Source organism: Streptococcus bovimastitidis, assembly GCF_001885095.1.
GTDB lineage: Bacteria > Bacillota > Bacilli > Lactobacillales > Streptococcaceae > Streptococcus > Streptococcus bovimastitidis.
This window is the reverse complement of the sequence record NZ_LZDD01000003.1, coordinates 248,412-261,994: the sequence shown is the minus strand read 5'-3', so window position 1 is coordinate 261,994 and position 13,583 is coordinate 248,412. Positions and strand designations below refer to the sequence as shown.

Below are 13,583 nucleotides of genomic sequence, written 5' to 3'. Positions count from 1 at the left end.
TCTACAATACCAAAACCAAATAAATAATCAATATTAACTTAATAACATTATATTTTTATTGAATTAACTATCTGTTGATAATACTAAAACAGACGATTCCAGTCTCGATTATTTTCGTCTTTACTTTATTAAAAAATGATTAATAATGATAATAGTTATACCTAATAACCTTTCAAACATTGACTTCGATTTAAACTTTTTACATGGTAGGTTATCATTTCCTCATATAACTATATCAATTCACGAAGACTCTAAACTAATAATACTAATAATTTCTTTGTTTTTACTCAAACTCCGTCGTAAATCAATTTTTTGAAATTCTCGTAACTGTGACTCTAAGTAAAAATAAGTTTCAGAATTTATTTCAAGTTTACTTAGTAACATTTGAGTGTCCGAAGCAACTTTTCTTAGATTATCAAACCTTTCTTTCCAATTTTTGTTACGTAGATCAAGTTTTTGCAATTTTTTTTGTTCTTCAAGTATTTGTATTATTGCTTCCTGTAATTCTAGTCTATTTGAAAGGTCTACTTCTATATTTTGAAAATCATTCAAAAAATACTTTAAAAGTGCTAAATTTGATTTCACATAACCTAATATACTAAATGTAGGTTCCTCTCCTTTATGCGCATAAGTATGGCGTGCTAATATTAATTCATCATGCTTATGTCGTATGTCTGATTCAATACAAAACGAAAGTAATTTTATCTTTCTTGGCGAAGTATATAAGTATTTATTAAGATTATCTTCTATCTCCTTATATTTTACTCTTGGAGAAAAAGTACTAGGATTTAAATTATCATTTAAGTACTTCTTTCTATGAATATTTCTATCTATAGCATGAACATCCAATACAGAATAAATAAAATGCTTCATTAGTTGCTCACAAAAAGTATAATAGTCGACAAGTAATTTCAGTTCTTGTGCTTTATAGATACTACGTAGATCCCTATATGGAATACCTATTTTAATCGCTAATTCTCTGTGAGGACCCGAACCATTTGATATACTATCCTCCATAATATCTATCAGTTTAACAGATTCTTCAATTTTTGAAAATCTTTCATTAAAAAATTCAATATCCATACTTTATCCTATCATGGACTTAAAGATTTCATATCTTTTTTGAATAGACTCTAAACTACCAGTATTTGTAGAAAATGGATTTTCTTGTTCCTCAAGAACATAAGAATCCCATAGTTTCGTCAGTTCTTTTTTATAAATATCAATAAATTTATCCGGAATTACTTTATTACTTTCAACAAAACTTCCAACTAACGATTCCAATATCCCTATATTAATAATGCCTTCAAACTCTCCTTCTGAATTAACTCTCTTAAATACATGATTTTTTTGAAACAAATCAACAAATTGTTCAATATATGAAAAAATTGCTTTCAATCTATCTTGACTTATCTCTGTATTACGATAGAGTTCACCATATTCATCTAAAATATTTTTTATTCCATATCTTTTCGGAGAGAATCTTCCAAAATTTAAATCAGATACAGCAAGAATTCGAAGTAGGGCTTCAACATGGATATCCTTTTTTATCTGTGTTGTTGAGAAAAGGCTTAGATAATTATCATTTGAATTTGCCGCATCATAAAGATTTTCCATAAATGGACCATATGCAAGAGATTTTCGAATTTGCATTCCATTTAACTTTTCAGAACCAGTGTTTATTCTTTCAAAAATTAAATATTTTGAACTAAAATCTCCTGGACTTAACTGTTTAAACTCTACCAGAGGAATTGTACTTCTTCTTAATTTTGTTTGATGATCAATAGAAAGTTCATCAAAACACTTACCTTCTATATCTTTTAATATATTTTTTCTAGACAATCGGGAAGTAACTTTTCTTTTTCCTTCTTTATACCCAACCCAAGGTAACCCTTCAATAAAATTATGAAGAGTAGTTAATCGCTGATACCCATCAATAATCTCATATTCATTATCATCAACTTCCAAAAGAAACAATGGAGGAATTGGTAATCCCAAAATAATAGATTCAATTAATCTAGAACTTTTAACAGAATTCCACACAAATTTCCTTTGCATTTCTGGAGTTTTTATCTCTCCATGTTTATACATATCAACTAGTTCACCAAATGATCTATTACTCACCCAATGCTTGATTCTAAATTCTTCATTCCTATTTCCATCATCTGTGTTATCCAAACCGAAAATTTCTTGAATTTCTTCGATTATACCATCTTCAATTTCTAAACCTAATTCTTCGAACTTAGTATTTAATTCTTCCTGATTTTTTATATTTCTTAATTGTTTATAGCTATCAATTTCTTCAGTATTAATTGCAATAACCTTAAAATTGTGCACTAAATAAAATATATCCACTTTATTTCCCCCACGTTAGATTGTATTCAAATTTTATCGAGGCTACACTTTTAACTTATATAATAGAATTACTTTTCAACACCAAAAATACCAATTTGAGATTTTGCCAAATGAGCAACTTAAATATTTTTATGAATCTATATATGAGTTGAATTAATTATTTCTACGTAATAAACCATTAGTCCATCCTTCTTACATTAGCTTTTAATTCAGCAATTATGTAGTCTGGTAAACTAAAATAATCATAAAGTTGTCTTTCAATATCTTCTACTGTTTTTGACCAGTCAATTTTTGAGTAATCATTAAAATCAAACCACGGAACATTCCCCCAAACTTCTTTAGTAGCATTATCCTGAGTTATTTTTAATGTACCTAACATAGCACGAGCAATATCAGTTTTAATAAACTTCAAGCAGTTTTCTGCTTCTATTTCAGTGTCAAAAGCCCCAAATGAAATAAAAGTTTGTGTGTGACCCACGAGTGGGGTACCCACGAGTGGGGTCGATAATACTTCACCTATCGCCCCACTTCCGTTTGACTTCGGAAGAAAGACCTTGTATTTGTTCAAGTTTTCATGTTCTTGAACATAAGATTTCTTAATCCATTTATATACACGTTCATTATTTTGTCTACCGAAAATACGAATATATTCTGAATTTAAAGGTCTATCTATAAAAATTTCAGGTAACTTGTCAAAAATATTTGAACCAATTGACTTTTCTTCACTTTGTTTAATCCTACCTTTTAATTCCGGATGCTCTTCGTAAACTAATTTAGTAAGTTTATAACTGCTCCGTCCGAAAAGATATTCATTAAATGATCTCTTTTCCTTATTACGAATTAAATGGAACAAGTCATTTAACCATTCAATCGGTGTAAATGTCTCAATAGCCCCGAAATTTCGCATAGAGTCTCGGTATGTAACTACAACCCCACCTTTGATGTCTGTATTTGGAAACACTTCTTCCGATTTCTGTGCAAAATAAATTACTTTGAGATGAGTATCTTCTAACATCTTCTTATTCCATGATTTCGGGGTTTGTCCAGCATTAAAAAGAAAGCGAGCCGGCGTAATCAAGACCGCTTTATCTGCAACTTCGTAAGCTAAATCCATAAATTTATGATAGATTGGTTCATCACGAGCTACATCACCTGAACCCTCATTTTGATATGGAGGATTACCAATGACAACATCAAATTTCACGTTATTAAATGCCTCCTCTACTAACATTTTGCCTTTTTTTAGATCTGTTTTTAGTGTATCTGTCAAATCATCAATATGGATAATATTTGTCTTATAATTCCGATATCCTGTCAGGGTACGTTCAGTAATGGTTTTAGCCATAGGGGTTTTCGCAATGGCGTAGATATTGTTTTCCAAAATTTCTTGATAGACTTGGTCAGCTTCAAAATGATTATCATCATTTTGTGCAACCCTTTGATAATACAGACTGATGGCACTATGAAGTGGATAAAGTCCAGTCTTCGAATTGATTTCTAAGATTTTCGTCTCTTTTTGATAGATTAAAGGTGTTACCTCATTTTCCACCCAATGAAGATTTGACGTCGCACCGTCTGTCACAGATTCAAAGTTATCATCATAAAAGTTCAATCCACCGACAGATTTCGTGACCTGAAGATTCACAACACGCCACGGTGTCAGTACTGTTTCTTTGTCAGGATTTTTAAAGGTACTAAACAGCGCAGCAATGTTTTCTGCCCTTTCAATAAAATCCATATCATCAAAAGATTTTGCTCTTTGACGAATGATACGTCCTGCTTCAATAAATACTTCTGCATCATAATATTTTGTGATGTCACTAAACATCCCCTTGGTAAACCCTTTTGGCATAAATTCTTTCCAAGACTCATCATCCACTTGTTGGATAAATTCTTGAATTGTGATATCTTTTGATAAATCAACTGCCATCCCGTAAATCATCATTGGAATACGGATAGAAACTCCACGTAATATAGAAATCATGCTTTTACGTTGTTTTTTGGCTTCTTTTTGTTTTTCTATAGCTTCAAGCTCTTCTGGTGTCCGTTTGTCCTTAGGTTTTTTCTTTGCTTTTTCGGCTTGTTCATACTCTTCATCGGTAAAGCCATTATCATTAACGACAACTTTTTTAGGTGCTTTTTGATTTTGTGACTTTCCAACAATTGTATTAAGTTTGCTAAACATTGTCGCATCTTCAGCGGTCAATGTAAGAAGATTGTCATTATAGAGACTGTCATCTTCAAACCCAGATCGAACAGCTTTTTCAGCATACACTTTTTTGAGTTGTGTAAGCATTCTGTCTACATCAAAAGTTTTCATACCATTATCTGTAGAGCCTAATATTGGCATAAAATTGAGAAGCCGTGCCATGGCTTGTTTTTGCTCTTGAGTATTCTTCTTACCTACTCCTGAATTGATTTGGGCACTTTCTGCCATAACAGTCAATGCTCTATCCGGAGCAAAGTCAAAAACATAGCAGTTTGTTTTCATTCCTAATTTTTCGTGTGAAAATGGAGTTTGAGCACGAAAAGCAGCTTGGAGATAATTCATTGCACTATTTGTATTGGAAAGAAATAAAACTGCGGTCCACTCGGGAATATTGACACCTGTCGTTAATTTACGAACAGTCAAAGTAATTGTTTTTGTTTGTGACGGGTCTTTTGTTATGGCTGTTCTAACTTTTTCAATATCCGCCTCATTTGTGATACCGTCATCTGAACTTGAACCTTTTACAACATTAACAATCTTGTAATCCATACCAAATACTGGGTGTTCTTTAAGTAAATCTTCAAATGCATTTGCTTCCTTGACGCCTGGCATGAGCCAAAGTGTATGACGTAATTCATCTCTATAAGATTTCGTTGAAAAGGGATAGTTAGTACTACTATCAGGATTAGTAATATTATCTAAAAATTGTCGAACATCATGCTTATGAACAAGTTTTCCATCTTCACCCACACGGAAGAATTCCCTAAAGTTGAACGATTTACTTTCATCTGTAAAACGATTTTTGTTTTTCATTTCAAAAGTATACATGGATACTTTTGGTAAAGTTTCATAAGGGTTCGGTTCATTAGGACGTTCAAGTTCCCATTTTTTCTTCGCAGTTTGTTCCATAACGTAATCCCAAGTGTAAACTTGTTCATCGTCAAATTGATCTAAAAGATTGAAGGGTGTCCCTGATAATTCTAGTATCTTAGTCTTGGTTTTTACAAGCTCTTTCATCACAGTATCGCTGAGTTCAGTTTGAGTACCTTCATGAGCTTCATCAATAATTATTAAATCCCAATCAATATCAGAAAATTCCTTAAGATTTGTTTGTCCATTATTGTATCTCAGCAGTTGTATCGAGGCAAAGTAAATAAATGGTTTCCTTGATTTCTTTAAATTTTCAAGAGTTTCTCCTTTATTTACAGAACCAAAATTATACCCAGCTTTGTTCATACTCATCTTTTTAAAATCATCAAACCATGAATCAGCTACAACCGGTCTATGTGTCATTATTAAGACCTTTTGAAACTTTTCATTTTTGACTAATTGCAGAGAGGTTAATGTTTTTCCAAAACGCATTTTTGCATTCCAAAGCATCCTATCTTTTTTCTTAAATACATTTTGCGTCTGTTTGACAGCTTCATCTTGCTCCGGTCGAAGATTAATGGTCGATTCTTCTACTATCGTTACCCTTTGTGAATCATTAAGATAATTAATACCATTTTTCACAGCTTTTATTGCTGCCTTTGCAGTTTCTATATCGGTATTATACCACTCATTTCCTTCCAAATGTTTTGCCTGTTCAATACCTGATCGTTTTAAAACATTATGAACGTCATAATCATGAAACCATGTTTTTGTTGCTTTTTTATAAGCAAGTTCTACCCACCCAAGGGTATATGGTAATCCAGATGTTTTCATATATTGATTGATTCGCTTCGGAGCAACCCTTCTTAAAAAGTCACTATTTGGAGACCAATCTGTCTCAATATCGTCTGAGGAAACCGTTCCTTCCCCGATTTTTTGTGTTCCTTCAAATGCACTAAATAACCCACTCTCATTATTTACCGTTTGAACATAGATGAATTTACGCTCTGCCGTTGTATACATTTCTTGTGCTCTCGGTTCTAAAAACTGACCAATTGCACTTTTTTTAATTTCAGGATCAATATAAGTCAGCATCACCCATGCTAATATATCAAATAATTGCTCCAAAGATTTCAATGCGTTTTCTTTTGTAGCATTCTCTGGATTTAGGACATGAGCAGAGCTATTTCCTTTACCTTTAATTTCATAGAAATTATCCACAATTGTTTTATTAGAAATTAAGTATCTTATTTCTTTAAGGATATCGTTAAATGTTGTACGTTCTTGAACATCTATATACTCTCTATCAGCAATTAATCGTGCTGTATTTTCAGCTACTTTTCTTACCTTAATCAATGTCCCTTCGTAATCGCCGTGAGTATAATTTTCTTCGGCCATATTTATTGTTCTGAAAAGCTCTGCCGTATCAATGTCAATTGTCAAAAACTCAAAATTTGAAATCATTTTATAAATCTCCTAATAAATACACCTTTTGAATATTTATTTCTTCTACCACTTTAGTTTTTTCTACAATCTCTTCCTCTAATCTAAATTCATCATCCATATCAAAGAAACTCATTTGCCCTTCAACAACTCCTTTATCATTTTCAACAGTATCACCTAGAAGTTCAGACAAAGTAAATGGAATTTTTTTGACAAAACTATGATGACCTTTCACTAATCGCCACTCAAAAAAGACAATCGGATCTCCTGTAATAGGATGTTTCTGGGAGAGTGTGTTACCTCTTACAATATTTTTATGAATAAGATAATGAGCGGATTTATAGATGTCACTTTTACTAGTTAACTTTATGTTAAAAGTTTTCTCATACCAATCTAAATAATATAGGAATACTCGAGAACGTGCTACCTCTAGATTATCTTCAAGAAATTCTATACCATATATTGAGGATAAGGCTATTAAAGATTTTGTTTTCCAATTTCTTTTATCATATTTTTTAACAACATGCTCTAACTTTCTCTCTAATATTGCTTGTAAAAAGTTTCCATCACCAGCAGATGGTTCTAAGAACGTTGCCGATACATTTTCACAAGCCTCTTTTACACCAGGGGTATCTAGCATTTTTTGAACCATCCAAGATGGTGTAAAGACCTCGCCATGTTTTTGAACTCGTTGTTTTGATTTAATTAAACTCTCTTCCAAAGTATTCTCCTTGAAATCTATTTATTATTACAATTATATCATTTTATTACTGCACTTAATCAGTATTCCAATACTTTAAAAAGAATTTTCTATTTTTATAGCATTCGATTTTACTTTAAATAATTTTTTTATGTTGAAAATTCCTGTATCGGTTGTAATATTATTTACTAAATGTTAGAATAATATTATAAATAAGTTGTAAAGAGCTTATCTCAGATACAATTAAGACTGTAGTTGCATTCATTTTAAAAATAACCCTAGACTGGCCAAAATAAATTATTTAGTTTTTAATACTCAAAAAAATCAAGTTTTCGTTTCACGAGTGAAATGGTGAAATTTCCCTTATTAAACATGAGCATTGACAATCCTAACAGTGAAAAATTTTGGTTGCTCCTTTCTATTAGGATTTTATGATTTCTGTTCATAGGCATCACTTCACTTTCCTGATTACAACTACCGTCTTTATTCTTGTTAATAAACTTCTACTAGAAATTTGCTTTTGCTAATCACCCAACACCCAAAAATGATCTTTTTCATTTTTGGGTGTTTTTTTACTTTAGTTTAGAATCTTACTTTTGGAAACGCAACATCACAACCATCATTTTAGGGCAAATTCTCAAAAAAGTATCAAAAAACACTCCATAGTGTGAACCATGAAGTGTTTCCAATTGTTGATATAACAGTATATTAACGTTTTGAGAATTGTGATGTATTACCGGTTTTTTAAAAATATTTTTATTTCCTTTGTGATTTATTATTCCTTTTAGGTGACGGACTCAATTTACATTTAATTGTTGTTGCACATACTTCAGTTAGCGGTTCACCAATTGCTTCTTTATAATTGAATCCAAGCAACTGCATTGTTTTTAATGTATCTTTATTTAAGAGCTCCACTAACTGAGTCATAGATGCTTCTTGTTCACTATCAACATTTGTGAAAGACGAAATCAGCGAAATCATCTGCGTCAAAGTTTTATGTAAATATTCAATATCCTCATCATTAATATTGACCTTTTCATATTCTTCTTTATAGGCTTGAGCTATTCTTATTGCTTGCTCTCTTTCTGAAAGTAATTCATTTATAATTTCATCATATGTATTTCTTAACTTTTCTGCGCTCTTTTCATCTCTAATTGATTGAATTTTACTATTTACCAAAGTTGTTGTACCTTTAACAGCTAGTACACCTAATTCAACGCCAGCTCTAAGCAGTGCATCAGAAACTTGATTTTCCATTGTTTTTCTCCTTATTAGTAATTATTATTGTTCTTATTATTTTGGCATTTTGTCATATTAAAAATATAATATTTGTTACTTAAAGTCAAACTATTGCATAAATAGTATTTGAAGATTTTAAACACAAATCCTTGTATTAAATTATAGGATATACAAGAAAAGTTAGAGAATACGTAATCAAAAAATTTTTGTGTATCATTTTAGGGCAAATTCTCAAAAAATGTATCAAAAAAGCACCCGTAGGGCAAACCCTTGAGTGCTTTGAAAAATTGATATACCAGTGTATATTAACGTTTTGAGAATTGTGATGCTTTACGGGCTTTTTTAAGACCTGGTTTTTTACGTTCAACCATACGTGCGTCACGTGTAAGAAGTCCAGCGCGTTTTAATGAATCGCGGAAGTCTGGGTCTACTTGTAGCAATGCGCGAGCGATACCATGACGGATAGCTCCTGATTGTCCACCGTAACCACCACCGTTTACGTTTACGAATACGTCGTATGAACCTTCAGTAGATGTTACTGCGAAAGGTTGGTTGATGACTAAACGTAAGTCAGCGTGTGGGATGTATTCTTCAACATCTTTGTTGTTAACTGTGATTTTACCAGTTCCTGGGAGTAAACGAACGCGTGCAACAGCGTTTTTACGACGGCCAGTTCCTGCATATTGTGCTTGTGCCATTATTTATGTGCTCCTTTCCTCTTAGATAAGTCCTGAGATGTCAAGTACTTCTGGTTGTTGTGCTGCGTGAGTGTGCTCACCGCCAACGAAGACTTTCAATTTCATACCTTGTGCACGTCCAAGAGTGTTATGTGGAAGCATGCCTTTAACAGATTTTTCGATTAAACGAACAGCATTTTTAGAACGTAGTTCACCTGCTGAGATTTGTTTCAATCCACCTGGGTACATTGAGTGAGTGTAGTAGATTTTATCAGTTGCTTTTTTACCAGTTAATTTAACTTTTTCAGCATTGATAACAATTACAAAGTCACCTGTATCAGTGTGTGGTGTGAAAGTTGGTTTGTTTTTTCCGCGAAGTACGCTAGCAACTACTGCAGAAAGACGTCCAAGAGGTACATCTGTTGCGTCAACAACGTACCATTTGCGTTCAACTTGGCCAGTTTTAGCCATAAAAGTTGTTTTGTTCATGATTTCTCCTATACGAATTCGTAATATTTGTTTACAGGGTTGATGGGTGTTCCGTCCCATCGAAGGTATTTGGAAGGTTCCGGGGCCTTTCAAATGGGGTAAACAATACCGCCTACTATAATATCAAAAATACTTGCCACTAGCAAGTACTTTTTCTCTTTTATTTTTCTTTTTTTGACAGCTTACAAAGCCTAGTCTGATTAGCGTTTTTCCTTACCGAAGGCAAAGGCAGCTAGGGTGTTTGGACCGACGTGGGCAGCAATAACTGGACCTAGTGGCATGATCAGCACATCGGTCACTTCCGCATGCTCTAAGAGGGTCTCACGTAGCTCCTGTGCCGCTTCTTGATCGTCTGAATAGCCAATAATCATAGTGGAGTGGCCGATGTCAGAGGTCAGCTGATTCACGATTTCCTTCATGGCTTTTTTGCGCCCCCTAACTTTTGCGACGGGCACCAAATTTCCGGCTTGGTCAATCCAGAGAATAGGCTTGATACTCGCTAGACTTCCGAGAATCGCTGAGCTTTTCGACAAGCGACCGCCACGCATAAGATGGTAAAGATCGTCCACCAAGAAGTATGTGCGAAGACGAGGGTGAAAATCCTCAACCAGGGCTTTGGCGGCCTGAATAGACTGGCCTCGGTCCCTGGCTTGCGCTGCCAGAATCGACAGGTAGCCTTCGCCGCCCGCGGCTGCTAGCGTGTCCACAATTTCGATAACCGCATCAGGATAGTCCTCCAGGATCATTTCACGCGCCATAACCGCACTCTGGTAAGTTCCAGACAGAGCTGATGAAAAGGCGATATAGAGGACATCTTGTCCTGCTTCTGCATGTTTACGGAAATACTTTTCGAACTCACCGACGTTGATTTGGCTGGTTGTCGGTTTACTGCCGGCCTTCATCATGGCTAAGAGTTCAGAACTGCTTAGGACATCTGAACCCACTGTTTCATAGGTTTTACCATCACAATTAATGGTCAACCCTAAGATATCGACTTGGTGCTCTTGGGCCCAACTTTGGTCTAAATCAGCTGTTGAATCCGTAAGTATGGAAAATGACATGAAAACTCCTTTGACAATTGATTTATTTTAGCAGAAAGTGCCTGAGGGCGCAAGCTTAGTCTTGAAAGTTACTTTTATTTTTTGACAATTTTAGAGTTTTAATAGTGGGTAAATCTCATTACGGAAATAGGATAATTGGAATTTTTCATCATAAAATGTGCTGAAATTTTCATCTTGGAACTCGGATCAGTTCATCCTACTTGCTATCAAATCGATAATCTAATAGTTGCAAATTCTTATTCCTACTATAAAAAAGTTTGAATTTTTCATTCGGCTACTACTTCTCTTTCTCCCTCTCCAAGTGCAACTAAAAAAGCACCTCAGTGCTTCTTTCTTTTAACTCATTTACCCCAAATCATCCATAAAGTCTTTGAGTTTTTGCATATTACCTTCCTCAAAGGGGCGGAGTTTTGGTTTTTTCATTTCGATGGATTTGGACATCTGGTCTAAATCGGATTTGACGGTATTGACCCGGCGTTCCAGTTCACGCGCTGGGACCCGCAAGGCTCCTTGCGAAAAGATAGTCCATTGTTCGTTGAGGTCACTGGTGGCTACTTCGACCAGATTGCGGACCGTGTTTAGTTCTGCCGCCGTCCGCTCAATATAGGAATCTGCTGTTTCTTCTTCCTCGGTGAAGACCACTGAAATCATATACTGGTCATAGCGTTGGCGTACTCCTGGGACAAACTGGGCATCAAAAACACAGGTGATGTCAATCTTTTCAAAGTGGGCGTAGTTATTGAGCTTGTTAAGCAGAACTGTCCTGGCTTGATCCAACTGGTTGGTTTTGAAGAGTTGCTTAGTCTCCTCCCAGAAGGCAATCATGTTGTAGCCATCTACCAAGAGTATTTTTTTCTTCATGGCGCTCCTAGAGTTTATTGCGGAAAACTTCATACATGAGCACAGCCGCAGCGACACCTGCATTTAAGCTCTGCACATGACCATCCATAGGAATGGTAATCATCTCGTCCACCTGCTTCTTGATATTGGCCGAAATGCCCTTGCCCTCACTACCGATAATCAGCGCCAGCTTGCCTGAGGTATTCCATTTATGAACCGGCGTACCGTCCATATCCGTGCCGAAAATCCAGAAACCTGCTTCCTTAAGTTTGTCTAAGGTTTGGCTTAAATTGGTGACCCGGGCAATGGGAACGTGCTCCACCGCACCTGTTGACGTCTTAGAAACCACCGGTGTGACACCGACAGCGCGGTGCTTGGGAATAATAACTCCAGAAACCTTCGTAGCATCGGCCGTTCTCAAGATTGAGCCAAAGTTGTGAGGATCCGTCAAACCATCCAAAATCAGAATCAGTGGGTTTTCTTCCCCTTCAGTTTTGGCTATCAGCTCTGCCAGATCAGCATAGGCGAATTCAGCAACCCGCAAGACAAATCCTTGGTGGACAGCCCCTTCTGTCATTTCAGACAAGGTCTTCTTAGGTGTCCATGAAATGGAGACCTTTTTCTCAGTGGCTAAAGCCTTAATGGCATCCACGTTTTTGCCACGCAGGTCTTCTTGAATATAGAGCTTGTTGCCAGTATTGGCATTTAAACTTTCGGTAACGGCATGCACGCCGTAAACCATATCATTACTTGTTTCCATCATATCATTAAACTTTTCTTTATCTTTCATAAGACCTATTATAACACGAAAGCAAAGAAAGGGAGGAGTGGAAGAAAGAATATATGGGAAAGAATTTGATAGAATTCCTTCTATGTCAAACACCTCAAAGTAGTCATTCAAAAAGCAGCTACTGCTCAGTAGCTGCTTTTTTCAAGGAGGTTCTATTTTACTTGGTGGTGAATGGTCGCTGATTGAACAGTTTGACCATTGTAGCTAGCTTTGATACTATAGTCGCCACTTGGGTAACCTGTCAGGTCAAACCAGGCAGTCATACTTTGCCAGCCGGCTTTTAACTCATATGGGATAGTTGCTAAGACATTGCCTTGGCTGTCCACCAATTGAAGCATGGCCTGCCCACCTTTTGCCAATTCAGAGCTTATGCCTAATTGGCAGTCAATAATGACAGTATCTTTGCGCATTTGCGCATTTATGCTTAAGCCAGAAGTGTTTGTCTGGCTAGTGCTTGCTTGAGGGGCTGTTCCTGTCTCTTGAGCAGCTACTTGTGGTGCCATTAGTAAGCCACTAGCAGCTAGGGTAAGAGTGGCAATGAGGGTAATTGTCTTGCGATTTCTCATTTTTTTCATCTTTTTTTCTCCTTTTTCTCCTACTACTGCCATTGTATAGTAATAAAAAAGATATTTCAAGGAAAAACCATAGCTCAACTATTATAGGTGGTCTCTCGCTCTTTAACTAGCTAGTCTCCTCCTTTGGGGATTGGTAAAGCATCAAGTATATAGCAAAACTGACACTCTGAGAGGTCAGTTTTTAATCTATCATTTTTAGAGGTTTTCTCTGTTTGATTCTTCCAAGGCCAGGGTTTCTTTATGGTCAATCATGGTTTGAAGGGCATATTCCAAGATAAGAATGATGGCTAGAGCCACGAAAGAGCCTAGGAAAACGCCGACAAAACGCATGGTTG

Annotated in this window: 12 protein-coding genes; all 12 read right to left on the bottom strand. The window is 35.4% G+C overall.

Annotation, left to right across the window (positions count from 1 at the left end; genetic code table 11):
* Positions 1-240: 240 nt before the first annotated feature.
* On the bottom strand, positions 241-1,083 hold the full coding sequence (locus A9Q68_RS09680) for a hypothetical protein (RefSeq protein WP_071794482.1): 843 nt from the start codon (positions 1,081-1,083) through the stop codon (positions 241-243).
* A 3-nt stretch (positions 1,084-1,086) separates the two neighbouring features.
* Positions 1,087-2,355 carry a DUF262 domain-containing protein gene (locus tag A9Q68_RS09675; protein ID WP_071794481.1) on the bottom strand — a complete coding sequence of 423 codons (1,269 nt, stop codon included), beginning with the start codon at positions 2,353-2,355 and terminating at the stop codon, positions 1,087-1,089.
* Between the two features lie 178 nt (positions 2,356-2,533).
* Positions 2,534-6,898 carry an Eco57I restriction-modification methylase domain-containing protein gene (locus A9Q68_RS09670; protein WP_071794480.1) on the bottom strand — a complete coding sequence of 1,455 codons (4,365 nt, stop codon included), beginning with the start codon at positions 6,896-6,898 and terminating at the stop codon, positions 2,534-2,536.
* Between the two features lies 1 nt (position 6,899).
* A complete protein-coding gene (locus tag A9Q68_RS09665) occupies positions 6,900-7,598 on the bottom strand; it encodes a methylase (protein WP_071794479.1) in 699 nt (232 codons plus the stop codon).
* A gap of 735 nt (positions 7,599-8,333) precedes the next feature.
* Positions 8,334-8,834 (bottom strand): hypothetical protein, encoded by a 501-nt coding sequence (locus tag A9Q68_RS09660; protein ID WP_071794478.1) that lies wholly within the window; start codon positions 8,832-8,834, stop codon positions 8,334-8,336.
* A 287-nt stretch (positions 8,835-9,121) separates the two neighbouring features.
* Positions 9,122-9,514, bottom strand: a complete 393-nt coding sequence (gene rpsI, locus A9Q68_RS09655; protein ID WP_003085621.1) for a 30S ribosomal protein S9 — start codon at positions 9,512-9,514, stop codon at positions 9,122-9,124.
* A 21-nt stretch (positions 9,515-9,535) separates the two neighbouring features.
* Complete coding sequence (gene rplM, locus A9Q68_RS09650) at positions 9,536-9,982, bottom strand: 50S ribosomal protein L13 (RefSeq protein WP_071794477.1); 447 nt, start codon at positions 9,980-9,982, stop codon at positions 9,536-9,538.
* 200 nt (positions 9,983-10,182) lie between these two features.
* Positions 10,183-11,043, bottom strand: coding sequence for a DegV family protein (locus A9Q68_RS09645; protein WP_071794476.1), 861 nt, complete (start codon positions 11,041-11,043; stop codon positions 10,183-10,185).
* A 345-nt stretch (positions 11,044-11,388) separates the two neighbouring features.
* Positions 11,389-11,904, bottom strand: a complete 516-nt coding sequence (locus tag A9Q68_RS09640) for an NYN domain-containing protein (RefSeq protein WP_071794475.1) — start codon at positions 11,902-11,904, stop codon at positions 11,389-11,391.
* Positions 11,905-11,911: 7 nt separating this feature from the next.
* A complete protein-coding gene (gene rlmB, locus A9Q68_RS09635; RefSeq protein WP_071794474.1) occupies positions 11,912-12,673 on the bottom strand; it encodes a 23S rRNA (guanosine(2251)-2'-O)-methyltransferase RlmB in 762 nt (253 codons plus the stop codon).
* A gap of 152 nt (positions 12,674-12,825) precedes the next feature.
* On the bottom strand, positions 12,826-13,248 hold the full coding sequence (locus A9Q68_RS09630; RefSeq protein ID WP_071794473.1) for a hypothetical protein: 423 nt from the start codon (positions 13,246-13,248) through the stop codon (positions 12,826-12,828).
* Positions 13,249-13,443: 195 nt separating this feature from the next.
* Positions 13,444-13,578 carry a hypothetical protein gene (locus A9Q68_RS11090; RefSeq protein WP_276204051.1) on the bottom strand — a complete coding sequence of 45 codons (135 nt, stop codon included), beginning with the start codon at positions 13,576-13,578 and terminating at the stop codon, positions 13,444-13,446.
* Positions 13,579-13,583: the final 5 nt, after the last annotated feature.

What these genes read in the sequence shown, in the direction of transcription:
- A9Q68_RS09680 (WP_071794482.1), bottom strand. Translation starts at nt 1,083, where the DNA reads ATGGATATTGAATTTTTTAATGAAAGATTTTCAAAAATTGAAGAATCT.
- A9Q68_RS09670 (WP_071794480.1), bottom strand. Translation starts at nt 6,898, where the DNA reads ATGATTTCAAATTTTGAGTTTTTGACAATTGACATTGATACGGCAGAG.
- A9Q68_RS09660 (WP_071794478.1), bottom strand. Translation starts at nt 8,834, where the DNA reads ATGGAAAATCAAGTTTCTGATGCACTGCTTAGAGCTGGCGTTGAATTA.
- rpsI (WP_003085621.1), bottom strand. Translation starts at nt 9,514, where the DNA reads ATGGCACAAGCACAATATGCAGGAACTGGCCGTCGTAAAAACGCTGTT.
- rplM (WP_071794477.1), bottom strand. Translation starts at nt 9,982, where the DNA reads ATGAACAAAACAACTTTTATGGCTAAAACTGGCCAAGTTGAACGCAAA.
- A9Q68_RS09645 (WP_071794476.1), bottom strand. Translation starts at nt 11,043, where the DNA reads ATGTCATTTTCCATACTTACGGATTCAACAGCTGATTTAGACCAAAGT.
- A9Q68_RS09640 (WP_071794475.1), bottom strand. Translation starts at nt 11,904, where the DNA reads ATGAAGAAAAAAATACTCTTGGTAGATGGCTACAACATGATTGCCTTC.
- rlmB (WP_071794474.1), bottom strand. Translation starts at nt 12,673, where the DNA reads ATGAAAGATAAAGAAAAGTTTAATGATATGATGGAAACAAGTAATGAT.
- A9Q68_RS09630 (WP_071794473.1), bottom strand. Translation starts at nt 13,248, where the DNA reads ATGAAAAAAATGAGAAATCGCAAGACAATTACCCTCATTGCCACTCTT.
- A9Q68_RS11090 (WP_276204051.1), bottom strand. Translation starts at nt 13,578, where the DNA reads ATGCGTTTTGTCGGCGTTTTCCTAGGCTCTTTCGTGGCTCTAGCCATC.